Here is a 24028-nt window from a genome sequence, read left to right on the forward strand (position 1 = left end):
CCTCCTATGCTTAATCTCCTCTTAAACTTTCTGCTCCGCTAAAGTCACTTCTTTTTTCTTCGATGACGGGATCATATTGAATAATATATTCAGCAAAATTGCTGTCAAGCTACCCGCAACAATACCGTTACTTGTAAACATTTGAAGACTTGCAGGAAGGTTTGCAAACAGCTCGGGTGCAACGGTAACCCCTAGACCGATTCCGATGGAACAAGCAATGATCATCGGGTTTTCTTGCGATGACGTAAAGGTTTTGCTAAGCATCTTAATTCCTTGTGAAATAACCATGCCGAACATCGCAATCATCGCTCCACCTAAAACAGGGATTGGAATTATTGTTGTAAGCGCAGCGATTTTCGGTACAAAACCGAGTGTGATGAGCATCAGACCTGTAATGAAAATAACTTTTCTTGATTTTACGCCTGACATTTGAATTAGTCCGACGTTTTGTGAAAAGGTCGTATACGGGAATGCGTTAAATAACCCGCCTAATAATACAGCGATTCCTTCTGCACGATACCCTTTTGCAAGATCATCTTTCTTTAGCTTCCGCTCACAGATATCTCCTAATGCAAAATAAACACCTGTCGATTCAACTAAAGAAACCATTGCAACAAGAATCATTGTCAAGATGGCTGACCATTCAAATGTCGGCAATCCAAAGTAAAACGGCTTCACCATATGTAAAGCGGCTGCTTCAGTAACAGGTGCAAAATCGACAATGCCCATAAACATCGCGACAGCTGAACCGACGAGCAACCCTAGCAAAATAGAGATTGCACGCATAAAACCTTTTGACAACCTAAACAAAAAAATTATAAAAAACAAGGTTCCGAAGGCTAGTGAAATATTCGTCAACGAACCGAAATCGCTCGCACCTTTACCGCCGCCCACATTATTAATCGCAACAGGGATTAGTGTGATTCCAATAATGGTAACGACTGAACCCGTAACAACAGGTGGGAAAAAACGAACCAGACTGCCAAAAAAACGACTGATGACAATTACAAAAAGACCCGACACAAGAATCGCCCCGTAAATCGCGGAAATCCCAAATTCTCCACCAATCTGAATCATTGGTCCGACAGCTGTAAAAGTACAGCCCAAGACAACAGGAAGTCCGATCCCAAAGAAACGGTTATTCATGATTTGTAAAATTGTAGCGACACCGCACATCAATATATCGATAGAAACGAGATAAGTAAGCTGAACCGAAGTCAGTCCTAGCGCCTTTCCAACAATCAGCGGAACAATAACTGCTCCCGCGTACATCGCGAGCACGTGTTGGATACTTAATGCCGCCGTTCTAGTACCGTTTTTCATTTGGCGTTTACCTCGCTAAAGAATTCTACTTTTCCATTTACCAAAGAGCGGATGTTGGCGAGTGACTCGACACGGATACCCTGCTCACGTATTGCAGCGCCGCCCGGTTGGAAGCCTTTTTCGATGACGATCCCGACGCCCGCCAACTGAGCTTTTGCTTGTTCAATAATATCAACTAGCCCATGAACCGCTTGTCCATTCGCCAAAAAGTCATCAATCACGAGCACGACATCATCGGCTAATAAGAAATCTTTCGATACGGAAATATCGTTCGTTTCATTTTTCGTGAATGAATGAACGCTTGAAGTATATAAGTGATCCGTTAACGTAAGTGATTTTCTTTTCCTCGCAAAAATAACAGGCACGCCTAAATACAAACCTGCCATCATTGCTGGTGCGATACCTGATGATTCTATTGATAAAATTTTAGTTATGTTTGAATCGGCAAATCGCGTTGCAAATTCCTTGCCTATCTCTTGCATCAATTCAGGGTCGATTTGATGGTTTAAAAAAGAATCGACTTTCAACACCGATTCGGATAACACTTTTCCTTCTTGCAATATCTTGTTCTTTAGTAGTTCCACTGTTTTGTTCTCCCTTCACATTTCACGATCGAAGGACAAAAAAAGCCCAAAGACCGTGCATCCAATCATGACTAGAGTGGAGCAATGTCCTTCGAGCTTTTATCGAAAGGAAATGAAAAGGAGGCATGCTTGAATTATAAAGCATGACCCTTCCATTGCTTCTCATAGTCGATTTGTTTACGGCAAATCGGTAGAAACTTGCAGGCCATATTCCCGCGATTATATGAGTGAATGTTATTAGAATGTTTTTATTGTAACATGTGTTTATCATTTTTCAACAGGTTTTGCTAGTAATGTAAAATTCATATACTTCTATATTTTACAAGACTTCATGCTGTTCATTTCGGTTCGAGCTTTTCTAAGTATTCGAGCGCATCATCAATCGTTTTCACTGGAACGATTTTCATTTTCGTACCAATCTTTTTTGCCATTGCGACGGCTTCCTCGTAATTTGTTTGCAAGCCAGGATTTTTATCGAGCACTTCTTTCGGCAACTCATCATCTGGGGCAAAGAAGATTTCGACACCTTTACGCGATGCTGCGATTACTTTGAAATCAGCCCCTCCGATTCTTCCGACAGTGCCATCTTCCAGCATTTCTCCAGTACCGGCTATGTTGTAACCTTTTGTGAGATCTTCATCAAGTAGTCGATTCATTATTTCCAATGTAAACATCAACCCCGCCGAAGGTCCGCCAATATTCGATGTGTGCATTGTCACTTCTGGTTCTGCCGTTATTGTTCGGTCTTCTAAAAATTGGACACCCAATCCTACACGACCATCACCATTAGGTATTTCTTTTAATTTGACGATTACGTTTTTTTCATCATCATTTCTTTTTAGCGTCAGACTAACTTCATCGTCTGGGAGCTTTCGTGAAATAATGTCGGCGAACTGGCCTGATTCTGTTAATTGAACGCCGTCTACTACTTGGATTTTATCACCGGCTTCTAAAATACCAGCGGCAGCGCCATCCTCTAACACGCTCATAATTGACACCCCGTCAAAGCTGACATCAATTGGAATATCTGCCCTATCAAAAGCAACTGTTATCGCATTAAATTGCGAGTCAGACATCAACCTATTTTGGCGCACATTATATTCAGTTTCACTTTCACCCGATCTTCGAACCTGCTTTGCCGGGAGAATTTTTCGTTGATCTGAAAACTTTGAATAGACGTATGACGCTGCCGTTGCTTTCGATAATGAAATCGTCATTAAACTAAAGGTCCCGACATCATTCTCGTCCCCGCCTTCGACTTCTACTAAAGGCGTCAGATCATATGCCCCGCCTGGTTTTGATATGTAAATGTCCATCGGATACACAAACAAGATCGCGACTATGATCATAATAATTCCAGTTATGCCAATTCTTTTCGTTTTCATTTTTGTGCACCTCCGATTATTAATAGCCTGTACGGTTATGACATATATAGTAGTGTATCGGATTAATTTCATTTTATTTTTTACTCCCTAAATGGAAGGAGCGGAGTGCATGTACGCTAAACTATGCACATACTAGATGATAAACATCTTTATTATATGGGGGTTGATCCTGCTCTTTATCTTCCAACCGGGTGTTGCACATGACGGTGCTGAAGCAGGTGCGAGGCTTTTTGTTCACGCGCTGCTTCCTTATTTATTACCCTATATTATTTTAACTCAATGGTTATTAAAAATGCCGGCAACCGGAAAAGTAGTAGCCCCATGGAAAAAGTTTGTGAAAGCATATGTACTCGGTTCATTTGGCGGATTTCCGGTCGGCGCTGTGACTGTATCGGAAATGACAAAAAATGAAGAGCTGACTCGAAAACAAGCTGGACTCCTGTTAGCGTCATGCCACGCCCCCGGACCAATGTTTGTAATCGGCTTTGTAGGGATTGAACTTTTCGATGATATAAACACTGGTTGGAAGTTATTAATTGCTATCCATATCGCAAATATTATCTTCTTCTTTACAACACTATTATTTATTAAAAATGATGAAAAATTAAAGGATATAATTCAACCGCCAGTAACAAAACGATCTACTATGCCACTTCTTGATTCGCTTAAGGATAGTTCAGAAATCATAATTCTCGTGGCGACAACCGTGATTTTTTTCTCCGCATTAGGGATTGTGCTATCGAGTGTCGTCGCATCTACATTTTCAGTAGATACTGGTATCGCACAAACAATAACGCTTTCGATTTTTGAAATGACCTCAGGCGTTCAATCCGCAACTACTCATTTTAGCGGACTGACAATATTTCCGCTACTCATTGCGGCTATTATTTCCTTGAACGGCTTTAGTATTCATATTCAAGTCGCGGTAATCGCCAAATCCGCAAAGGTTTCTCTGCGCCCTTATGTTATTGGAAGGCTATGGTGCATTTTAATGGTTCCGATATTATTTTATTTCTTGATATAAAATTTCTTTTTTGCAACTGAAAAAAAGAAGGCTATCATGAATGCATTCCCCATGATAGCCTTTATCAGACTATTATTTTTCAAATTTAATTTTCAAAGCAGTCTCTACTTGTACAGGAACAAGTTCTGAAATATCGCCGCCATATTGCGCAACTTCTTTTACGATACTTGAACTCAGAAACGAATATTGATTATTCGTCATGATGAAAAACGTTTCAATATTTTCGTCTAGAACACGGTTCATCGATGTAATCTGCATTTCATACTCAAAGTCAGTAACAGCACGTAGTCCGCGGACAACTGCGACTGCACCGACTTTTTCGGCATAGTCGATCATTAAACCGCTGGAAGTTTCTATCTTTACATTTGGAATCGATTGCGTCACTTGCCTAATCAGATTCATTCGTTCATCAACACTGAATAGATAGTTCTTTGATGAGTTATGCATGATGACGACATTCACTTGTCCAAAAACTTTTGCTGCTCGTTTAATAATGTCGAGATGTCCATTCGTGATTGGATCAAAACTACCAGGGACAACTGCTATTTTAGACATTCGTAAAACCTCATTTCTCGTAAATTGATATCGCAATATTGCCGTAAGTTGATGATTTCTTTTTCTGGAATAAACCATAAGTCTCCGGTAATTCTGTTTTATGATCATGTTCACAAACGATAACAGCGCTTTCAGCCAGAAGACCGGCATCAGAAATTGTCCGAGCTAAATTATAAAATTCATTTTGCGCATAGGGCGGATCTATGAAAAGTATATCAATTTTCTCATCATATTGTTGCAATATTTTCAATGCATTCCTGGCATCAGATTGCTTAATATGTACAATTTTTTCGTAGTGACATTTCTCCACATTGGATCTTATAACGGCACATGCTTTTTTATTTTTTTCGAAAACATATGCTTTTTCGGCTCCGCGAGATAAAGCTTCTAGTGAAAGTGCTCCGCTGCCGCCAAATAGTTCCACAACAATCCCGCCGTTAAAATAGGGGCCGATCATATTGAATACGGACTCTTTGACCTTATCCAATGTCGGACGAGTATGGACCCCCTCTAAAGATTTAAGGCGCAATCCTTTTTTTTCTCCCGCGATAATTCTCAATGCCTCTCAACCTCTCCAATATTTTAGCTGCCTATAGCCCTGTCTTATAATCATATTCCTTTGCTTTATCTGGTTTTGCATTTTCGTAAGTTGTTTTTACAAATGGACGATATGAAGGCAATACTTTTTTTACGGTCGGGAGTTGCTCTACTTTTTTAATGACGGATTCTACTTCATCTTGATTGCAGTAGAGAACGACGTATTTCATTTTCTTTGATATATAATGAACATGACCATACTTTCGAAGCGATTTTGCTTGTCTCAAGTGATGGAGATAAATGATTACACCTTGTCGATCAATCATAAGAATTCCCCTCTTTTCCTACTCCCTACAATACCATATGTCAGAAATGGGCTGCAACCTCCATATAGCTGACAACGAGAGTCTAATATCTTATAATAAACAAAAGCTCCTAATGGAGTTACATAATCAAATGAAGGATAAAAAGTATATGCATTTGATAAAGGAGGGTTCGTATTGGGTAGAAAAACTAAAGTTGCCATTTCCCTAGGTGCTGCTGGGATAGCTGCATGGGCCGCTTCCAAAGCAGTTGCCAAACCTGGTGTGCGCGAACAAAAAAAAGCGCTAGAATTTGATAATCCTATCGTATTGGCAAATCGGGGTGGTCTATTCGGTGCTCCTGAAAATACATTGTCGGCATTTACAAATTCCGCCTCTCTGGGCGTTCATGGATTTTCTGTTGATATACGTTTAACGAAAGATGAAGAAATTCTTGTTTTTCACGATGAATATATGGACAAAACTACGAATCTTGCTGGCAAAGTCGCAGATTTCACTTTAAAAGAACTTAAAGATGCTGATGCCGGCTATCAATTTACCGATGAAAATGGAGAATTTCCTTTCCGTGGAAAGGGTGAAAAATTACTTACACTAAAAGAACTTTTGAATCGTTTCCCGCATATGTTTGTCAGTATCGACATGAAAGAGTCCCCTGAGACATATGAAGGAAGTCTAATGCCTTCAAAGCTATGGAGGCTAATTGAGGAAACGAGTGCAGAGGACCGGGTCGCGGTTACAAGTTCATACGATGAACAAATAGATCGCTTCAATTTATATGCGCAAAATCGAGTTGCTACGGGTGCCGGCGACGATGAAGTAAAGAAATCATATGCTGCTTATGCAAGTCAATTCAGGCATTTGTATAACCCGCAAGCCGATATGTTTCAAGTTACAGAGAAGCTAGGCATTTTTTCACTTAGCAGTGAAGGATTCATTTCCTTTTTATCGAAGTTGAATATCCCTGTCTATTATAAAGATGTTGATGAACGAAACGCTATTCTTGCATTGATCAAGAACGGAGCTGCCGGATTTATCACCAGCAATCCAGAACTTGTCATGCAAATCCTAAACGAAAATACTGCTGAGTAAAAACCTTTATTACAAAAAACACCTTATTTCTGTATACAAACCAGAAATAAGGTGTATTATTATGCGGAACACGAACAACTTCCACCTGAGCCGCAACCACTTCCACAAGAAGAATCCGTGAAAAATGCACTCCCTGCCGGAACTTTCACAGATTCTGAAACTGACCTAGCGATAATTGACCCAACTTCATCAAATAGAAATTGAACATCATTTTCTGCAAGGCGCAGTGCCGCGACTTGTTCATTAAGATCAAGTGCTCTTTTCTGCAGTCGAATCTCTTTCATGACGTGACTATAATCCGGGTGGTAGCGTCCGAACCTTTGTACTTCTTCATAACGTTCTTTCATCTCTGTGAATTCTTTAATCGATTTCACAAGGATGTCATTCGAATAGACCGCTTGATAACATTTATTGTACTCTTCCATTACTTCCGAAGAGAGTATATGATCGGTGAGTTCTTCCGCGTGTTCTAAAATCGTGACCCATTCATCGGTCATCAACATAGATTTCATCCCCTCCATTTACCCTTCCATCATACCAGATTTTTTCAATCCCGTGAATGTAATAATCTTTTTTCTCTAATTCGCTTCTTTTTGAAATAACGCCTGTTTAGCAATTTTCATATCTGAAAACGGGAAAACCCCTTCAGCTGTATGTTGAATCTTTTCGTGTCCCTTTCCTGCAATAAGCACGATATCGCCAGAATCCGCCATATTAATAGCCTTTTGAATTGCTAATTCCCTATTCGGTTCGATGATAATCTCTTTCGAGCTATCGGTTATGCCTGTAATAATATCATCGATAATTTTTAACGGGTCTTCATCTCTCGGGTTATCCGTAGTGATAATTACATCCGAGGAATAAAAAGAAGCGATTTGCCCCATCTCACTTCTTTTCCCCTTATCTCGCTCGCCGCCACAACCGAAAACGGTGATTAGTCTTCCTAGTGATGTTTTCATCAATGAACATAATACACCTTGAAGTGCATCCGGGGTGTGCGCATAGTCGATGACGACAGAGATATTTGATTTGTTTAGTTGTTGCATCCTACCTTCTGGCAATCGTAATGAAACGACATTCGGTAGTAAAGAAGATAATTGATAGGATAAGGAATGAAGAACGCTAACTGCTGCTACCGCATTCATTCGATTAAATTCTCCGAGCAGAGGCAGAAAAAACTCCCCTCGCTCTTTCTCGCACTCGATAAGTAATTTTTGTTCTTCAATCTTAAGGCAGACATCTGAATCGGGATGGGTTCCAAAATATATGCATTTTTTAGCTACAGATTGCATCATTTGAACACACACAGGATCATCTCGATTAACGATGACTTTCCTCGCCATCAGCAGTAATTTCTTCTTGGCATCAATATACGATTTTTTTCCGCCGTGTTCATCGTAATGATCCGAACCAATATTCAATAACAACCCGATATCAATTTTACAATGCTCTAATCGGTACGTCGATAATCCCAATGAAGAAGCTTCTAAAACCACATGGGTAACGCCATTTTCCAAACAACTTGCTAACAGCGGGTGCAAATGTTCCGCTGACAAAGTCGTCATTTGCGGCACATCATAATTTAATGAAACACCATCTATGAAAATTCCCGTCGTGCCGATTACCGCAACTCGGATTCCTTGCATCATTAATAATTGACCAATGAAATGGCTGACTGTCGTTTTGCCATTCGTTCCTGTTACAGCAATAATCGTTAAATGATCAGCAGGGTTTTGCGCCAGTTCTGCGCTAGCATGGGATAAAAAAAGTCGGCCATCTGGCACAGTAATAATTGGAACGTTGTTAGGCAGGTTTCGAAAGATTGGCTTATCAATCACAATTGCCACTGCCCCAGCACTAATCGCCTCCTCTATAAAAAATGTACCATCATATTTATTTCCTTTTCTCGCAACAAATATGAAACCGGGTTTTACATCCAGTGAGTTTTCAGTAATCCCTTTTACAGCTACTCGATAATTCCCGCCAGCAATCGTACACGGCCAGTCTTTTAATAACTCCTGTAAAAGCAGCACCCGACTCCCCTTCCCGAACGTTTTTATTTTTGTCGAATATATTGAGAACAAACCTACTTTATCCTATGAACAAGAAGTTTCAAATGTCACGAAGAAAATTGGGGGACGCGTATGATTATTCAAAAATTCGGCGGAGTCGCCATGCAAAATGAAGAAATGAGAATGAAATGCATCAACCATATAAAAGATGGGATAGAACAATATAAAAAAATAGTCGTTGTCGTCTCCGCAATAGGCCGTCTTGGAGACCCATACGCCACAGACAGCCTATTAAACTTATCGCAGGCCTTCTCATCTAACAAAGCAGCTAAAGACCTTGTCGCGTCATGTGGAGAGCTTATTGCCGCAAGTGTTCTCTCTGCTGAATTGAATCAATTTGGTATTGACAATAAAATTCTCCATGGAATGCAAGCTGGAATTGTGACTACAGGAGAATATGGCGATGCGTCGATACAGTCTATCGATACAACAACAATTCATTACTATTTACATGAATTTGATTGTGTTATCATTCCAGGTTTTCAAGGAATGGACGAAAATGGGAATATCATGACTCTTGGCAGAGGGGGCAGCGATTTAACCGCCGTCGCGCTAGGAGATGCGCTACAAGCTTCACATGTGCAATTTTTCAAGGATGTCCCGGGTGTAATGACTGAAGATCCTGCAGTCATCAGTGGCGGACAAAAATTGGATTCTCTAAGCTTTGATGAGTTTCTAGATTTTCTTAATTGCGAAAAACCGATTATACAAAAACGAGCAGCGTTACACGCAAAAAAAACAGCGACGCCTCTTTATATTCGAGGCATCACTGGGATGGAAAAAGGAACCTGGATTACAATTTAACTTTTAAAAAATGATTCAATGACAGGGCGGATAATCTTATCCGTCTCTATCAGTTGTTCAAGGTTATTTTTTACTTCCTTCTAACATCCTCTTTTGATGCTTTAATAAAGTCCTGTGTATAATAGTTGCCATACGAACCTGTTCCCATATGAGTAAAATCCTTATCCAGGAGAATATTTCGATGAGCAGGTGAATTTAACCATCCATGGACCGCTTCAATCGCATCTACATAATCGAAGGCAATATTTTCAGCAGCTTTACGGTGAGGGATCATTGCTTCGTCCAGACGATCAGAAAGTTTTTCGGAATCCGTTGACTCTTCTGTTGAATAATTTCCCAAAGCCATATTCTCACTATGTTTTCGAGCGAAAATAGTTAAATCATAATCATTTATCAACACCGGGACATTAAACTTCTGTCGATACAAGTTTGTGACTTCAAAAATTTGGCGCTCGGCTGTTCGATTCACCTCCAATTGCAGAGTTGAAGATGGCGGTTTGGAAACAATTAATTCCCCCATATAGGTCATTTCATATGGTTGATGCAGAACAAGAGTTTCAGGATCGATAAATCTTACAGCTTGTAAACCTCCGCTTTCATTGTCTAAATATAATTGGACGAATAACTCTTTATAAATAATTAGCAAGCGGGTTTTCAAGTCTTCGCCATTTAAAGAAAAAGTATATATATTCTCATCAATCATGACATCGACTTCAGAACCGACAATTGCAAAGCGGAATATATCGTCTATATTTTGACCTATTTGGAAAGGGTTAATATCCGCCTCTGATTCAGTGGTGTATATTTGATTTACAATACCTTCGTCATTCACGCCTGCCATGAACTTCAAGCCATCTAAATATACCCACCAATCATAGCCGTATCCGGATGGTTCTATCCGAGTTGGTTCTCCCCACTCTTTAACCAGTGTTTCGGCTGTTTCCCCAACAAATATGGACAATCCTTTTTCTGGCCGGGATGTTTGCGGGATCGCGGTTCCTACTCCTTTATCCGTGACTGGCATTGCCGTCCCATGTTTTACCGGAGATTGCAGCGGTTCGTTTTCTTTCACACGGTTTCCAGTTAAATAAAATACAGCTAATGCAATTAGCAACAGAATGGCTACCCTAAATATTATTTTCACCACAATCCCCACTTTCATTTATTAATTAATATTAACGGACTTACATTTACTGGACACAATGTTGTCATTGCAACTATTGTGAAATTGTTCTATTATGGATATGTATAGAGCATTCGCTGGACGATATTTTGGAGGAGGATTCTTAATATGTATTTTGAAAATACCGGTATTGAAGATATTGTTGCTGACTTACTAATACTGGATGAAGTCATGCTTGAACATGATTTAGTTCGAGCAGGACAATGGGACTACGAACGGGTAACTTATGATAAAAAATATGTAGTTAAAGACGGTACATATTATTTACGTATTTTCGGTTATACAAAAGATGGTGACGTCGATAAACGCGACGCAATCATGAACCTTAAAAAACCTGTCATTGGTAAACATTATTACCCATTTGGCGTTGAGTACGGAGAAGACGAACACTTCCCGCCAAGTCTTTTAAAAGACTGCAAGGCTACGCTAGAAGCAGTCAATAAAGCATTGCAACCATACAATATGAACAAAGCATAATAAGCCTTGTACCGGAGACATTTCGTTCTCCGGTTTTTTTCAAATTGAAATTGATATTTTTGGTTATAATGGATTTATAAGACATGTTTGGGGGAATGCCACTTGACAAAATGGTTTACAAAACGCAACTTCTTGATCGCGCTCAGTATTATAATTATTATTCTTTGTTTTATTTATATCATTCCCGTATCCTTACCCATTATTTTAGCACTCTTTACTGCATTACTTATCGATCCTCTCGTTAACCTAACAGAAAAGAAATTTAAATGGAGAAGAAAAGTAGCTGTCATATCGGTATTTATTTTTATTCTAGCGATACTTTCTTCTTTGCTCTATTATACGGTAACTCGACTCATAGGAAAAATTATTGATTTAACAAAAGAAGCGCCGGGTCACTTTAATACATTATCAGGTATTTGGATTGATATGCAAAATAAGTTGTTCCAATATACAGCGGGCATGCCTGCTGAAGTTATTGAAGCAATTCAAAATGAATTCAAATCAATATTTGAAGTCATGAGCAAAGGAATTCTCAACCTTTTAAGTTATGAAAAAATCACTGCTCTTTTAGCTGATGTACCGAATTTCCTTGTAAGTTTAATCGTATTCATCATCGCGCTATTTCTTTTCATGCTTGAGTTGCCCGAATTGAAAAAAATGGTTTTTAAATACTTAACAAACGAAACTGCGGAAAAGGTTCGCTTTATGGTTTCAAAACTAAATTCCTTCGTATTCGGCTTTGCCAAAGCACAGTTTTTAGTCAGTTTAATCATTCTGGCGGTTACATTCGTAGGACTCTTGTTGATTCACCCTAAATATGCAATCGTGATGTCATTGGTTATATGGATTATCGATTTAATCCCTATTTTGGGGTCAATTATCATTTTAGCTCCCTGGGCATTGTATAACTTTGTCAGTGGTGATGTTTCTACCGGTTCTCAACTAACCTTTCTAGCCATTGTTCTTATGCTCATTCGAAGAACCGTGGAACCAAAAGTTATGGGATCCCAAATCGGACTTAAACCACTCCCCACTTTAGTCACAATGTTTATCGGTTTAAAGCTATTTGGTTTTATCGGCTTCTTCCTCGGCCCTATTCTCTTCATCTTATTCACGGCAGCTCGCGAAGCCGGAATTATTCGCATCAATTTCAGAATCTGAAATGGAATAGCATCAATAAAGTAAAAGCCGTCTAAGTAGGTGGCTTTTTTGTTATTAGCAATTTTGTGCTCGAAATAATGGACTTAAAGCAAATAAAAAGTATGAAAGGAATAATATCCTCTCATACTTTTTCATTTATAAACCGAATATCGCTTTGAACATCGATGTTGTTTGTCCGCCAGTATAGAAAACATATAACAGCAGATAAACCATAACACCTGTAATTGCTGAAAAAAACCAGATAATGCTTGTAATCGGTCCGACCTTACGATGCCTTTGAAGATTGTTTTTAAAACCGGAAAGAATTGTGACTACGCCCAAAATCGCGCCTATTATCGAAAGTATTATATGGAACACCAAGAATATCGTATAATATAGTTTTAAACTTTCTGGTCCCCCGAAGGAGGTATTCCCAACTACAATCGTACGCGAAATATAAATAATAAAGAAAAGAACCGCAAAAACCGCAGCTGTTATCATCGCTTTTTTATGTGCCTCGATTTTCCTTTTCTTAATTAAATTCCATCCGATAGCTACAAAAACCGCAGAAAGAATGATGAAAAATGTACTTAGCGTAGGTAAAAAAGGTACAGTCATTCTTTTTTCTCCCCTTTAGAAAACCCTATCTTTGGAAATTAACCATGTGTAGTCATATTTTGATTTTTGAGCAAATCTTGTCTGGTAATTTCATCTGCATTCGCACGTTCATCAGATGCCCATTTAAAGAAGATTTTTCCGATAACGACAATATATATTAATTCCTGTCCTACTTTCATTAAGATACCGCCAAGTTTTTGATCATTTACGGTGGTCATATTCGTAAACATTTCCGGACCTGAAATTCCAAGACCTGCCAGCCCCGAAAGTGTACCCGCTGGAACACATAACGCCATTGCTTGCAACCATGCTTCGCCGCTACTATATGTTTCATATACAGGGACGTCTACAAAGATGATTAATGCACATGCAGGCGTGACTAACAGGGCACTTAAAACGATATAACCAATTTTTTTCAATCCATGCAATTTTGGTTGACCTTCTAGGGTATTCACGAGCGGCCACCATAAAAATATGGCTGACATAAATATTGTTATTGTAAAAATCGCATGTAACGGCAAGCTCAGCTTAACAAAATCAAGGATTAGCGGATAATGATAAGCAGAAAACGCAATGGTAAATGTCATTAGACTTATGACTGAATTTGTGAACAAGCGAAAAATACGATCAATGATTTTAACTTCAAATATTTTTTTCCAAACCCAATTAGGTATTCCCATAATCAGAAATGGAGCTACTAGCAGCAGTAGAACTACCATTTGAGCCATATGAACACTAAATAAAATATGCCCCAATAAATCAACAGGGGAACCCTTCACAACATACAACAATGTCATTCCAGCTAAAAAGAAAATAATTTGATTATTAGTAAGCGGAGTTGACCCCTCAAAACGATGTCGCCACTTAATTGTTATAAGAAAATAAAGTAAGACAACAACGACTAGTGACAAGAAAAACCATGGACTCCATAACGCACGAAATCCGAATATACTTAACGGCATAAGCAACGCCCCTTCATTTCAATCTAAGATTAACCTGTCCCTCTATTATAATGCACATGTAGGTCCAAACTCAATGGACGTTCTATGACAAATAGGAAAAGCCTGGGGATAAGTATATCATCCCCAGGCTTTTGTGAATTAATTCCACCAAACAATTGTTACAAATGTTAAAACGATTAGGAATGCAAGCAATGCTCCTGTAAACATGAACATTGCTGCGATACCATGACCTTTTTCTTGCATATGCATAAAGTAATATAATTGTAGCCCGACTTGAACTGCAGCAAACAACATAATTACTGGAATTACATAGTATTTCGAAAATCCAATAACTTCAGCGTTTGATGCCGTTACAATCATGAACGATGTTAAAGTTAAGAAAATCATTAGAGAAAACATAATGACTTGACTGCGCATCGATCTGCGCGCGCGTCTTTGACCAAGATCGAATTCAGCAGGAGACTTTTTATAAATTTCGATTTCCGCCATATTAACCTACCTTTCCCATCAAGTAGACTACTGTGAAGATAAACACCCAAACAACGTCGATAAAGTGCCAATACAACGAGAATGTGTAGTATTTCGTTGCATTATACAAATTGAGTCCGCGTTTTGCATTACGGAAAATTAGCAGTGTAATCCAAACAAGTCCAATCGCTACGTGGAAACCGTGTGTTCCAACAAGCGTGTAGAATGCTGAACTAAATGCACTGTTACTGTAAACGAAACCTAATTGAACGTAATGATAAAATTCATACACTTCAAGTATCAGGAAACCTAGACCTAGGAATGCAGTGATTCCTAACCATAGTTGCATTTTCTTGAAATTGTAGTTTCTTAAATGATACATCGCATACACACTTGTTAATGACGATGTCAAAAGAAGCATTGTCATGACAAATACGAGCGGTAATTCATAAAGTTCTTGAGTTGAAAACTCTAGATTAGCTGGTCCTTTGTTTTTCAGCGCTAAGTAAGTCGCAAACAAAGTAGCGAATAAAATCGTCTCTCCACCAAGGAAGAGCCAGAAGCCAACAAATTTGTTTTTCGCTTCAAATGTTGCTGTTTCTGGGTTGTCGGGCCACGTCTCAGGGGTAAATTTCTTATTTAAATCCATTATTTTCGACCCCTTTCACGTTTCATATCTTCCAAAATTTCTTCTTTCGGAACATAGTAACCTAAATCATCTTTCAATGAACGTATTGCCATACAGACAAATGTCCAAGCTAAACCAAATACGAGAAGTGGAAGTCCCCAAGATGTCTCTTCACGGAACATGGCACCAAAACCTGCAATGAACATACCTAACGTCATGAATATCGGAATGATCGAACCATGCGGCATATGAATATCTTGTACTGGAACAGCTGGTGTTATACCAGATTCATTCCCTTCCTGTTTCTCGATCCACACACTATCAAGCCCACGAACAAGTGGTGTTTGCGTAAAGTTATAATAAAGCGGCGGTGATTGAATCGCCCACTCGAGTGTACGTCCATCGCCCCATGGATCATTTGCAACAGGGACATTTTTAACTGATGTCATAATTATGTTGTAAAGGAGTACGATAACACCAATAGCCATAAATACTGCACCTACTGAACTAATTAAGTTCGCCGAATTCCAACCTTGACCGTCCATGTACGTAAATACGCGACGTGGCATTCCCCAGAATCCTAACCAGTGTTGGATAAGGAAAGTCATGTGGAAACCGATAAAGAAGAACCAAAATGTTACTTTACCTAATGTCTCATTCAACATCGTACCGAACATTTTCGGCCAATATAAATGAGTTGCTGCTAAAATACCTAGAACAGTACCTCCAACAATTACGTAATGGAAGTGAGCAACGATAAAGTACGTATCGTGCAATTGGTAATCAAGTGGTGCTGCACCTTGCATTACACCTGTTACCCCACCCATAACGAACGACGGGATAAATCCGATCGCATATAACATAGGCGTTGTAACCTTGATACTTCCTCCCCACATCGTGAGAAGCCAGTTGAAAATTTTAACCCCTGTAGGCACGGCAATAGCCATCGTCGCAACCGCGAAAATCGCATTCGCTGTCGGTCCAAGACCTACTGTAAACATATGGTGCGCCCAAACCATGAATCCTAAGAAACCGATTAGTACAGTAGCGAACACCATTGATGTATATCCAAACAAACGTTTTCTAGAGAAAATAGAGAAAATCTCAGAGAAAATACCAAACGCTGGCAATATCAAAATATAAACTTCAGGGTGACCGAAAATCCAGAAGATATGTTCCCAGATTATCGTGTTTCCGCCCATTGCATGGTCAAAGAAATTAGCTCCAAACATTCGATCGAATGTAAGGAAGAATAAACCGATTGTTAGCGGCGGGAATGCAAACAAAATCATTGCAGATGCGATAAACGTAGTCCATGTGAAAAGCGGCATACGCATATACGTCATCCCCGGTGCACGCATATTGATAATCGTTACAAGGAAGTTAATCCCCGCGATAAGCGATCCCCCACCCGCAATTTGTAAACCGATTGCATAGAAATCTACACCATGTCCTTCAGACGTAATCGCAAGCGATGCATATGAAGTCCATCCGGCATCAGGTGCTTGCCCCATGAACCAAGAAATGTTCAGGAATAAACCACCAAATATAAACATCCATAATCCTAATGAGTTTAAAAATGGAAATGCAACATCACGCGCACCGATTTGAAGTGGCATAATGGCGTTCATAAAACCAAATAATATAGGCATGGCGGCTAGGAATATCATTGTTGTTCCGTGCATGGTGATTATTTGGTTAAATAATCCAGCGGAAATTAAATCGCTGTTCGGTACAGCTAGCTGGATTCGAATAATCATTGCTTCGATTCCACCTAGTACGAAGAAGAAACCTCCACCTAGGAGATAAAGGATTCCAATCTTCTTATGGTCGACTGTAGTCAACCAGTCCCATAACCATGAGCCAAAGCCTTTCTTTTGAGCAACTGAACTCACTTTTTTACCTCCTCTTCAAATTCAAATTACATTACTTTTCAACAGTCAAGCCCATCAGGTATCCTGCAATTGCATCCAATTCAGCTTCTGATAAATGGTCGAATGCAGGCATTTCGTTACCCGGTTTTTGTTTCTGCGGATTTTTCATCCATTCTTTTAAAGCTTCTTCAGTATGATCCATAAACCCTGCAACGCGGTTACGGTCTCCAAATGTTGTTAAGTTAGGATATGGAGATTTTACATCAGCTGTAACTGCGTGACACGAGATACAACTGTCGGCAAATAATTGTTCGCCTTCGCTTGCTGCTGCAGTATCTCCAGCATCATCTTTGTCTTTTTTAGTGGATTGCATTGCGACTACCCACTCGTCAAACTCAGCACGAGGCATTGTTTTTACTTTAAAGTCCATTAGTGCATGGGAAGGTCCGCATAGCTCAGCACATTTTCCGAAATACACGCCTTCTTTAAGTTTGCTAGAATCTTCTTCAAAGACTAAATAAAACTTGTTGACGTTCTCAACGTTATTATCAAGTTTCCCGCCAACAGCTGGAACCCAAAACGAGTGTTTAACGTCAGAAGCTATTAAATTGAAGTAAACTTTTTCATCCATTGGCACAACTAGTTCTTGTGATGTAACGATTCCAAGTTCTGGATATTCGAATTCCCACCAGTATAGATGCGCAGTTACATCCACCACCAAGTTTTCAGCATTTCCTTCATCATCTACCGCGCCCATTGCTGTAACATCACCAAGCTTATATGTGTAATATACTGTTGGCACAGCTAATAGAAGTACTAGAAGTATTGGAATAACTGTCCAAACAAGCTCTAATGTACTGCTACCTTCTACTTGTTCCGGGATATGATCCTCACCTAACTTTGAACGTCTAAAACGTACAAGTGCAACTACATAGATGATTACAACTACTAAGATGACAAACAACATGATTCCCGAAGACAATAGAAGCAAATTAAATTGGTCCTTAGCGACTTGACCTGCTGGAAGTAGCGTTGATAGTTCTTCTTGTCCGCACCCTGAAAGGAACACGGTAAGAGCTGCTAGCAGAGAAAAGAGACGCCACTTTTTAAGTCCTTTCATCATCGCCTAATCATACCTCTCTTTCTAATAATGACTTTGTTTACGGGGATTGTAACCCCTCTATATGAATTCCTGTTTCAAAGAAAGAATTCCGATAATAATAAAACACCTTATGTACGCGACCTGCTATCTCAACCGACATCTATTACAGGTATTGACCTTATTCAACAATTCAAACAAATAAGGAGAAAATAATGATCGAGACAAATAAAATCGTCATGTAATTCAGTGAATAAACAAACATCTTCGTCGCCCACTTCATATCGTCTCTCGCCTTGAAACCTTTAATCGCTAAATAAAGCCAGCCAATGTTAAGTAATGTAGCCAAAACGATAAAGACAACGCCGAATTCAGCTAAAAGAAACGGCAATGGGAAAAGAAGCAATACCCAGAATAACATTGATCTTTTTGTACGGGAAAATCCCTTTACAACAGGCAACATCGGTATATTGGCAGCGCGATATTCCTCAGTGCGACGCATTGCTAGTGCATAAAAATGCGGCGGTTGCCAAATGAACATGATTAAAAACAAAGCCCATGCCCCCATCCCTAAAGATGGCTCAATTGCAGCCCAGCCTATTAAAGGCGGAATGGCCCCTGATATACTTCCAACAACCGTATTGCTGACGTGCTTGCGCTTTGACCACATTGAATAGAGTACTACATAGCTAAAGATACCTGCAAGCCCCCAAAGACCTGCTGATGTTGATGCTGAAAACAATAATACTTCTCCCAGTATAATGAAAGCGAGCGCAAGTGCCAATACAGCCGGTGCTTTGAATCGACCTGTTACTGTCGGTCTTTGTTTTGTTCTGGACATCACTGGGTCAATATCGCGGTCAATTAAATTATTTAGAGCTGCTGAACCCGCAATAATTAAACCGGTTCCAAAAAGTGTATAGAAGAGAATATCTATATGGTGCAAGAAATGTAAACCGCTCAATTGCATAGCCAGAAATAAGCCAGTAAAGACAGTAATCATATTCGAGTTCACGATGCCAATTTTGATAAGTGCCAGAAAATCTTTAACAAAAGAAATTTGCGCTGTGCTCGTTCGGGATTTCTCAGACATCGATACAGCACGACCATTTGACATATTACCCCTCCTTTCAAAGTTCTAAATAAAGTCCCTATACTTCACTATATCGAAAATCAAGTACGATTTCTATAATAATGCAAAAATCTCTATGATATTCGACATTTTCTGCAATGACTTTAATCACAGTCTATACTATAGTAAATCATTTCTATGTAGCAATTGTGAAGTTATAGGGTCTTTTTTATGAACAATTTGTGAAAAGAACGTTTGCAAGACACTTTTCTAGAAACTATTCATTGTTTTCTAGTCATTCTTTCGTTATCATCAAAAATACGTAGGTCATCATTTAAATAAAGTAGGTGTCGGTTTTTTGAAGCAAAGTAAGTACTTAAAATGGTTTGGCGTTGCTTCCACAGTCGGAATGTTACTCATCTTACTTGGCGGAGCATTAGTTACTAAGACAGACAGCGGGATGGGCTGTGGTCGACACTGGCCAGGATGTAATGGGCAACTGATACCGGATGTGATTACTCCAGAAGTGCTCATTGAATTCTCTCACCGTATTGTCACTGGAACAGTGGGGATACTCATTCTTGTTTTGGCGATTTGGTCTTGGCGAGCGCTCGGACATATTCGGGAAACTAAATTTCTATCGATCATGGCTGTGTTTTTCCTCATTTTACAAGCATTGATAGGTGCAGCGCAAGTCCTATGGGGGCAAGGCGATTTTATATTAGCACTTCATTTCGGAATTTCATTAATATCATTTGCCGCAGTTCTACTGCTAACTCTCCTCATATTTGAGATTGATCGTAAATTCGATACAGAAAATATACAGATCGGTTCCCATCTTAAATGGCATACAATTGGTGTTACAATTTACTCGTATATAGTTGTTTATACAGGCGCGCTCGTTCGTCATACGAATTCTGAATTGGTTTGCCTAGATTGGCCATTTTGCAAGAACGATGCCATAGGTTTACCGACACAATTTAACGAGTGGGTACAAATGGGACACCGTTTTGCGGCTGCGCTCATATTTATCTGGATTCTCTACATAGCAATTCATGCTATTAGAAACTACAAAAATCAGCGCGTATTTTATTGGGGTTGGATTATCGCATTAATTCTCGTTTCATCGCAAGTAATTACTGGCATGACAGTTGTTCTAACTCGATTAAATCTTTATCTTGCGCTACTCCATTCATTATTCATCACATTGTTATTCGGATTGTTAACGTATATGATCTTGCTAGTATCTAGAAGTAGAATTACTAAAGAATAACTACTAACCTCCTAAATCAGGAGGTTTTTTTATATGGAAAAACACCCGGAAAACGAGTAATCATCGTCTTCTGAGTGTTTTCCATTATGAGGCGTATTTAGTCCTTCATTTCAATTAGCAAATCTCCGGTGGAGATCGATTCGCCCGCTGTTACATATATGTCTTTAATGACACCGTCATGCGGTGCTTGTATCGTTGTTTCCATCTTCATCGCTTCAGTGATTAATAGATGTTCGCCTCTTTTCACCCTCGCCCCTATGTCGACAGCTACTTTTAAGACCGTTCCCGGCATCGTGGCTGCAATATGAGATCTATTTGCAGGATCTGCCTTTGTTTTACGAACGACATCTGATTCAAGATTCACGTCTTCAATAATGACTTCTCTCGGTTGTCCATTCAATTCGAAGTAAATCACACGCGTTGCATCTGATTGCGGTTCACTAATCGAAACAAGTTTAACGATTAGAGTCTTCCCTTTTTCGATTTGGATTTCGACTTCTTCCCCGAGTCGCAAGCCATATAGGAACTCTGGCGTAGCCATGACTGAAACATCGCCAAACTCTTTATTAATCGCTGAATACTCCTCGAAAACTTTTGGATAAAGTGCATATGAAAGTACTTCATGGTCTGTAACTGGTCTATTCAACTTTTTATTTAGTTCATCTCGTATTTGTATAAAGTCTGCATCTTCTAGTAATTCACCCGGACGTACTGTAATGGCTTCTCGGTCTTTCAGTATGATTTTTTGAAGTTCTTTCGGAAAACCTCCGTGCGGTTGCCCGATATGCCCGCCGAAAAATTCGATGACTGAATCCGGGAAGTCTATTGATTTCCCTCTCGTGAGAACAGTGTTTTCATCAAGATCGTTTTGAACCATGAATAACGCCATGTCTCCCACGACTTTTGAAGATGGAGTAACTTTAACTACGTCGCCGAATAGTAAATTGACGCGACAATACATTTCTTTTACTTCTTCCCAGCGTTCACCTAATCCAACTGCTCTTGCCTGTTGCTGCAAGTTTGAATATTGGCCGCCCGGCATTTCATGAACATAAATTTCTGTATGCGGACTCATCATGCCGCTTTCAAAGTTATGATAATATTTCCGGACATCTTCCCAATAATGAGCCAATTCTTCCAACGCTTTAACATCAGCACGAACCGCTCGCTTACTGCCATTCATCGCATAATGCAATGCGCTTGCAGAAGGCTGTGATGTAAGACCAGCCATTGAACCTAGCGCTGTATCGACAATGTCAACACCAGCATCAATCGCGCGCGCATATGTGTAGATTCCATTGCCGCTTGTATCGTGCGTATGAAGATGGATTGGCAAGGCAGTAACGTCTTTTAGCTCAGAAACAAGTCTGTATGCCGCTTCAGGCTTTAATAGACCCGCCATATCCTTAATGGCTAAAATATGGGCTCCTGCTGATTCAAGGTTTTTCGCCATTTCCTTATAATAGTTCACTGTATATTTATCACGCGAGTCATTTAGAATATCTCCCGTATAACAAATTGCCGCTTCAGCGATTTTTCCTGATTCACGTGTGGCATCAATTGCCACTTCCATTCCTTTAATCCAGTTTAGGCTATCGAATATTCGGAAGACATCAATACCTGCTTCCGCTGAATTTTTGACAAATTCACGAATAACATTGTCTGGATAATTCGTGTACCCAACAGCATTGGCTCCGCGGAAAAGCATTTGAAACAAGACGTTTGGAATTTGTTCGCGCAGTTTAATTAACCGATCCCATGGATCTTCTTTTAAAAAGCGATAAGCTACGTCGAATGTTGCCCCGCCCCATATTTCATATGAAAACAAATCGGGCATAAGTATTGCAGATTCAGATGCTATTCCAGTCATATCAGCCGTACGCATTCTAGTCGCTAATAAGGATTGGTGAGCATCTCTGAATGTCGTATCTGTCAAGAGGACGTCGTTTTGCTCTCCGATCCACTTTACAAGTCCTTCAGGACCTTGTTCATCAAGAATTTGTTTCGTTCCTGCCAGAGGAGGCGTTTTTAAATCTACAACCGGTTTACGAACTGGATGGAATACCGGTTTCGATTGTTTGTCTATCCCTGGAAAACCATTAACCGTGACATTTCCAATATAATTCAATATTTTCGTTCCACGGTCTTTCCTTGATGGAAATATAAATAGCTCAGGAGTTGAATCGATAAAGCTTGTATCATAATCTCCAACCAAGAACTTTTTATGTTTCACGACATTTCCAAGAAACGGTATATTCGTTTTAATTCCTCTTATTCTAAACTCTTGTAAGTTTCTGTCCATTTTGGATGCAGCTTCGCGGAAAGTCATGCCCCATGTAGAGACTTTAACAAGTAAAGAGTCATAATAAGGGGTGATAACTGCGCCTTGGAAACCATTCCCCGCGTCTAATCGGACGCCAAATCCACCGCCAGACCTATAGACCATTAACTTCCCTGTATCAGGCATGAAGTCGTTTAAAGGATCTTCCGTTGTGACACGCGACTGGATAGCATAGCCGAAAAGTGGAATGTCTTTTTGAGCCGGAATCAGTGCATCTTCACCGTGCAGATTTTTCCCATCGGCAATATGTATTTGGGAGTGGACAATGTCTATGCCCGTTACCATTTCTGTAATTGTATGTTCTACTTGAATTCTCGGATTGACCTCGATGAAATAAAATTCGTCGTCTGCTACTAGAAATTCTACTGTACCAGCATTTAAATAGTTGATGTTTTTCATTAGTTTTACTGCAGCGTTACAAATATCTTTTCGCAAGTTGTCTTCAAGCGAAATTGATGGTGCAATTTCAACAACTTTTTGATGGCGTCTTTGAATTGAGCAATCTCGTTCATATAAATGAACTATGTTTCCATGAGAGTCGCCCAAGATTTGAACTTCAATATGTTTCGGTTTGTCAATATATTTTTCTACATACATTTCGTCTGAACCGAATGCGGATTTCGCTTCCGATTTAGCGCGTTCAAAGGCTTGTACGACTTCATCTTCGGATTCAATAATACGCATCCCTCGTCCGCCGCCGCCAAGCGAGGCCTTTACAATTATCGGATAGCCATAGGAATTCCCGAATGTTGCAACTTCTTCAACTGAAGAAACAGGCCCATCGCTTCCTGGAATAACAGGAATTTCGGCATCTATAGCTTGTTCACGGGCTTTCACTTTATCGCCGAACATCTTTAAATGCGAGGATGTCGGTCCGATAAAAATAATATTTTCTTCTTCCAGACGTCTTGCAAACTCAGCATTTTCAGCTAGAAAACCATAACCTGGATGAATTGCATTCGCGCCTGTATCTTTTGCAATTTCAATGATTCCTTCAATGTCTAAGTAAGCATCAATCGGACTTTTCCCTTCGCCAACCAAGTACGATTCATCCGCTTTATAACGATGGAATGACCCACTATCCTCGGTCGAATAAATACCAACCGTTGGAATTCTTAACTCAGTACATGCTCGAAATATGCGAATCGCGATTTCTCCGCGATTCGCAACTAAAATTTTAGTGATTCTTTCCATCCA

The 24028-nt window shown here is 39.7% G+C and carries 23 protein-coding genes and 1 riboswitch; of the genes, 6 read left to right on the plus strand and 17 right to left on the minus strand.

Features of this window, described 5'->3' with window-relative positions:
* Window positions 1–21: 21 nt before the first annotated feature.
* From G8782_RS05000 to G8782_RS05010, 3 genes are all read right to left on the minus strand, one after another.
* On the minus strand, window positions 22–1323 hold the full coding sequence (locus G8782_RS05000) for a nucleobase:cation symporter-2 family protein (protein WP_172369786.1): 1302 nt from the start codon (window positions 1321–1323) through the stop codon (window positions 22–24).
* Window positions 1320–1907 (minus strand): xanthine phosphoribosyltransferase, encoded by a 588-nt coding sequence (locus G8782_RS05005; protein WP_172369787.1) that lies wholly within the window; start codon window positions 1905–1907, stop codon window positions 1320–1322. Before G8782_RS05005 ends, G8782_RS05000 begins: the two co-directional genes overlap by 4 nt.
* A 145-nt stretch (window positions 1908–2052) precedes the next feature.
* Window positions 2053–2154, minus strand: a riboswitch (purine riboswitch).
* Between the two features lie 91 nt (window positions 2155–2245).
* The gene (locus G8782_RS05010) at window positions 2246–3292 is read right to left on the minus strand and encodes a SepM family pheromone-processing serine protease (protein WP_172369788.1); all 1047 of its coding nucleotides are present in this window, start codon (window positions 3290–3292) and stop codon (window positions 2246–2248) included.
* 136 nt (window positions 3293–3428) lie between these two features.
* Here G8782_RS05010 and G8782_RS05015 point away from each other — a divergent pair, with 136 nt between their 5' ends.
* Complete coding sequence (locus tag G8782_RS05015) at window positions 3429–4316, plus strand: hypothetical protein (RefSeq protein WP_172369789.1); 888 nt, start codon at window positions 3429–3431, stop codon at window positions 4314–4316.
* 72 nt (window positions 4317–4388) lie between these two features.
* Here G8782_RS05015 and coaD read toward each other — a convergent pair whose 3' ends face one another.
* Genes coaD through G8782_RS05030 form a run of 3 tightly spaced genes read right to left on the minus strand, consistent with a single transcriptional unit; the run spans window position 4389 to window position 5734 of the window.
* On the minus strand, window positions 4389–4871 hold the full coding sequence (gene coaD, locus G8782_RS05020; RefSeq protein ID WP_172369790.1) for a pantetheine-phosphate adenylyltransferase: 483 nt from the start codon (window positions 4869–4871) through the stop codon (window positions 4389–4391).
* Window positions 4872–4881: 10 nt separating this feature from the next.
* A complete protein-coding gene (gene rsmD, locus G8782_RS05025; RefSeq protein WP_172369791.1) occupies window positions 4882–5430 on the minus strand; it encodes a 16S rRNA (guanine(966)-N(2))-methyltransferase RsmD in 549 nt (182 codons plus the stop codon).
* A 31-nt stretch (window positions 5431–5461) separates the two neighbouring features.
* Window positions 5462–5734 (minus strand): YlbG family protein, encoded by a 273-nt coding sequence (locus G8782_RS05030; RefSeq protein WP_172369792.1) that lies wholly within the window; start codon window positions 5732–5734, stop codon window positions 5462–5464.
* A 174-nt stretch (window positions 5735–5908) separates the two neighbouring features.
* Here G8782_RS05030 and G8782_RS05035 point away from each other — a divergent pair, with 174 nt between their 5' ends.
* A complete protein-coding gene (locus tag G8782_RS05035) occupies window positions 5909–6820 on the plus strand; it encodes a glycerophosphodiester phosphodiesterase family protein (protein WP_172369793.1) in 912 nt (303 codons plus the stop codon).
* A gap of 59 nt (window positions 6821–6879) precedes the next feature.
* Here G8782_RS05035 and G8782_RS05040 read toward each other — a convergent pair whose 3' ends face one another.
* Both G8782_RS05040 and G8782_RS05045 read right to left on the minus strand, forming a co-directional pair.
* Window positions 6880–7323 carry a YlbF/YmcA family competence regulator gene (locus tag G8782_RS05040; RefSeq protein ID WP_172370221.1) on the minus strand — a complete coding sequence of 148 codons (444 nt, stop codon included), beginning with the start codon at window positions 7321–7323 and terminating at the stop codon, window positions 6880–6882.
* A 75-nt stretch (window positions 7324–7398) separates the two neighbouring features.
* On the minus strand, window positions 7399–8853 hold the full coding sequence (locus tag G8782_RS05045) for a UDP-N-acetylmuramoyl-L-alanyl-D-glutamate--2,6-diaminopimelate ligase (protein WP_172369794.1): 1455 nt from the start codon (window positions 8851–8853) through the stop codon (window positions 7399–7401).
* 111 nt (window positions 8854–8964) lie between these two features.
* Here G8782_RS05045 and G8782_RS05050 point away from each other — a divergent pair, with 111 nt between their 5' ends.
* The gene (locus G8782_RS05050) at window positions 8965–9696 is read left to right on the plus strand and encodes an amino acid kinase family protein (protein WP_172369795.1); all 732 of its coding nucleotides are present in this window, start codon (window positions 8965–8967) and stop codon (window positions 9694–9696) included.
* 70 nt (window positions 9697–9766) lie between these two features.
* Here the strand turns inward: G8782_RS05050 and G8782_RS05055 are convergent, their stop codons facing one another.
* Window positions 9767–10840: a CAP-associated domain-containing protein gene (locus G8782_RS05055; protein WP_172369796.1), complete on the minus strand. Its 1074-nt coding sequence runs from the start codon at window positions 10838–10840 to the stop codon at window positions 9767–9769.
* A gap of 147 nt (window positions 10841–10987) precedes the next feature.
* Between G8782_RS05055 and G8782_RS05060 the strand changes: the two genes are divergently transcribed.
* Together G8782_RS05060 and ytvI are read left to right on the plus strand one after the other, a co-directional pair.
* Window positions 10988–11356, plus strand: coding sequence for a YugN family protein (locus G8782_RS05060; protein ID WP_172369797.1), 369 nt, complete (start codon window positions 10988–10990; stop codon window positions 11354–11356).
* A gap of 102 nt (window positions 11357–11458) precedes the next feature.
* Window positions 11459–12517, plus strand: coding sequence for a sporulation integral membrane protein YtvI (gene ytvI / locus G8782_RS05065; protein WP_172369798.1), 1059 nt, complete (start codon window positions 11459–11461; stop codon window positions 12515–12517).
* 135 nt (window positions 12518–12652) lie between these two features.
* Here the strand turns inward: ytvI and G8782_RS05070 are convergent, their stop codons facing one another.
* The 7 genes from G8782_RS05070 to cyoE form a co-directional block, all read right to left on the minus strand.
* Window positions 12653–13114, minus strand: coding sequence for a DUF420 domain-containing protein (locus G8782_RS05070; protein ID WP_172369799.1), 462 nt, complete (start codon window positions 13112–13114; stop codon window positions 12653–12655).
* 38 nt (window positions 13115–13152) lie between these two features.
* Window positions 13153–14076, minus strand: a complete 924-nt coding sequence (gene ctaG, locus G8782_RS05075) for a cytochrome c oxidase assembly factor CtaG (RefSeq protein ID WP_172369800.1) — start codon at window positions 14074–14076, stop codon at window positions 13153–13155.
* A gap of 138 nt (window positions 14077–14214) precedes the next feature.
* The gene (locus tag G8782_RS05080; RefSeq protein ID WP_172369801.1) at window positions 14215–14565 is read right to left on the minus strand and encodes a cytochrome C oxidase subunit IV family protein; all 351 of its coding nucleotides are present in this window, start codon (window positions 14563–14565) and stop codon (window positions 14215–14217) included.
* A 1-nt stretch (window position 14566) separates the two neighbouring features.
* A complete protein-coding gene (locus G8782_RS05085) occupies window positions 14567–15193 on the minus strand; it encodes a cytochrome (ubi)quinol oxidase subunit III (protein WP_172369802.1) in 627 nt (208 codons plus the stop codon).
* Window positions 15193–17067, minus strand: a complete 1875-nt coding sequence (locus tag G8782_RS05090; protein ID WP_172369803.1) for a cbb3-type cytochrome c oxidase subunit I — start codon at window positions 17065–17067, stop codon at window positions 15193–15195. Before G8782_RS05090 ends, G8782_RS05085 begins: the two co-directional genes overlap by 1 nt.
* 31 nt (window positions 17068–17098) lie before the next feature.
* Window positions 17099–18169, minus strand: coding sequence for a cytochrome c oxidase subunit II (coxB, locus tag G8782_RS05095; protein ID WP_172369804.1), 1071 nt, complete (start codon window positions 18167–18169; stop codon window positions 17099–17101).
* 169 nt (window positions 18170–18338) lie between these two features.
* Window positions 18339–19262: a heme o synthase gene (gene cyoE, locus G8782_RS05100; RefSeq protein ID WP_172369805.1), complete on the minus strand. Its 924-nt coding sequence runs from the start codon at window positions 19260–19262 to the stop codon at window positions 18339–18341.
* 313 nt (window positions 19263–19575) lie between these two features.
* Between cyoE and G8782_RS05105 the strand changes: the two genes are divergently transcribed.
* Window positions 19576–20490: a COX15/CtaA family protein gene (locus G8782_RS05105; RefSeq protein WP_172369806.1), complete on the plus strand. Its 915-nt coding sequence runs from the start codon at window positions 19576–19578 to the stop codon at window positions 20488–20490.
* Window positions 20491–20587: 97 nt separating this feature from the next.
* Here G8782_RS05105 and pyc read toward each other — a convergent pair whose 3' ends face one another.
* The gene (gene pyc, locus G8782_RS05110) at window positions 20588–24025 is read right to left on the minus strand and encodes a pyruvate carboxylase (protein ID WP_172369807.1); all 3438 of its coding nucleotides are present in this window, start codon (window positions 24023–24025) and stop codon (window positions 20588–20590) included.
* Window positions 24026–24028: the final 3 nt, after the last annotated feature.

Origin of the sequence: Sporosarcina jiandibaonis (assembly GCF_013184495.1) — a bacterium.
GTDB classification, from domain to species: domain Bacteria; phylum Bacillota; class Bacilli; order Bacillales_A; family Planococcaceae; genus Sporosarcina; species Sporosarcina jiandibaonis.

Bases quoted from the DNA above. Each gene is read 5' to 3' on its own strand.
- G8782_RS05030 (WP_172369792.1), bottom strand. From the start codon at position 5,734: ATGATTGATCGACAAGGTGTAATCATTTATCTCCATCACTTGAGACAA.
- G8782_RS05015 (WP_172369789.1), top strand. From the start codon at position 3,429: ATGATAAACATCTTTATTATATGGGGGTTGATCCTGCTCTTTATCTTC.
- ctaG (WP_172369800.1), bottom strand. From the start codon at position 14,076: ATGCCGTTAAGTATATTCGGATTTCGTGCGTTATGGAGTCCATGGTTT.
- coxB (WP_172369804.1), bottom strand. From the start codon at position 18,169: ATGATGAAAGGACTTAAAAAGTGGCGTCTCTTTTCTCTGCTAGCAGCT.
- cyoE (WP_172369805.1), bottom strand. From the start codon at position 19,262: ATGTCAAATGGTCGTGCTGTATCGATGTCTGAGAAATCCCGAACGAGC.
- G8782_RS05050 (WP_172369795.1), top strand. From the start codon at position 8,965: ATGATTATTCAAAAATTCGGCGGAGTCGCCATGCAAAATGAAGAAATG.
- G8782_RS05040 (WP_172370221.1), bottom strand. From the start codon at position 7,323: ATGTTGATGACCGATGAATGGGTCACGATTTTAGAACACGCGGAAGAA.
- pyc (WP_172369807.1), bottom strand. From the start codon at position 24,025: ATGGAAAGAATCACTAAAATTTTAGTTGCGAATCGCGGAGAAATCGCG.
- G8782_RS05010 (WP_172369788.1), bottom strand. From the start codon at position 3,292: ATGAAAACGAAAAGAATTGGCATAACTGGAATTATTATGATCATAGTC.
- G8782_RS05085 (WP_172369802.1), bottom strand. From the start codon at position 15,193: ATGGATTTAAATAAGAAATTTACCCCTGAGACGTGGCCCGACAACCCA.
- G8782_RS05070 (WP_172369799.1), bottom strand. From the start codon at position 13,114: ATGACTGTACCTTTTTTACCTACGCTAAGTACATTTTTCATCATTCTT.
- coaD (WP_172369790.1), bottom strand. From the start codon at position 4,871: ATGTCTAAAATAGCAGTTGTCCCTGGTAGTTTTGATCCAATCACGAAT.
- G8782_RS05000 (WP_172369786.1), bottom strand. From the start codon at position 1,323: ATGAAAAACGGTACTAGAACGGCGGCATTAAGTATCCAACACGTGCTC.
- G8782_RS05080 (WP_172369801.1), bottom strand. From the start codon at position 14,565: ATGGCGGAAATCGAAATTTATAAAAAGTCTCCTGCTGAATTCGATCTT.
- G8782_RS05060 (WP_172369797.1), top strand. From the start codon at position 10,988: ATGTATTTTGAAAATACCGGTATTGAAGATATTGTTGCTGACTTACTA.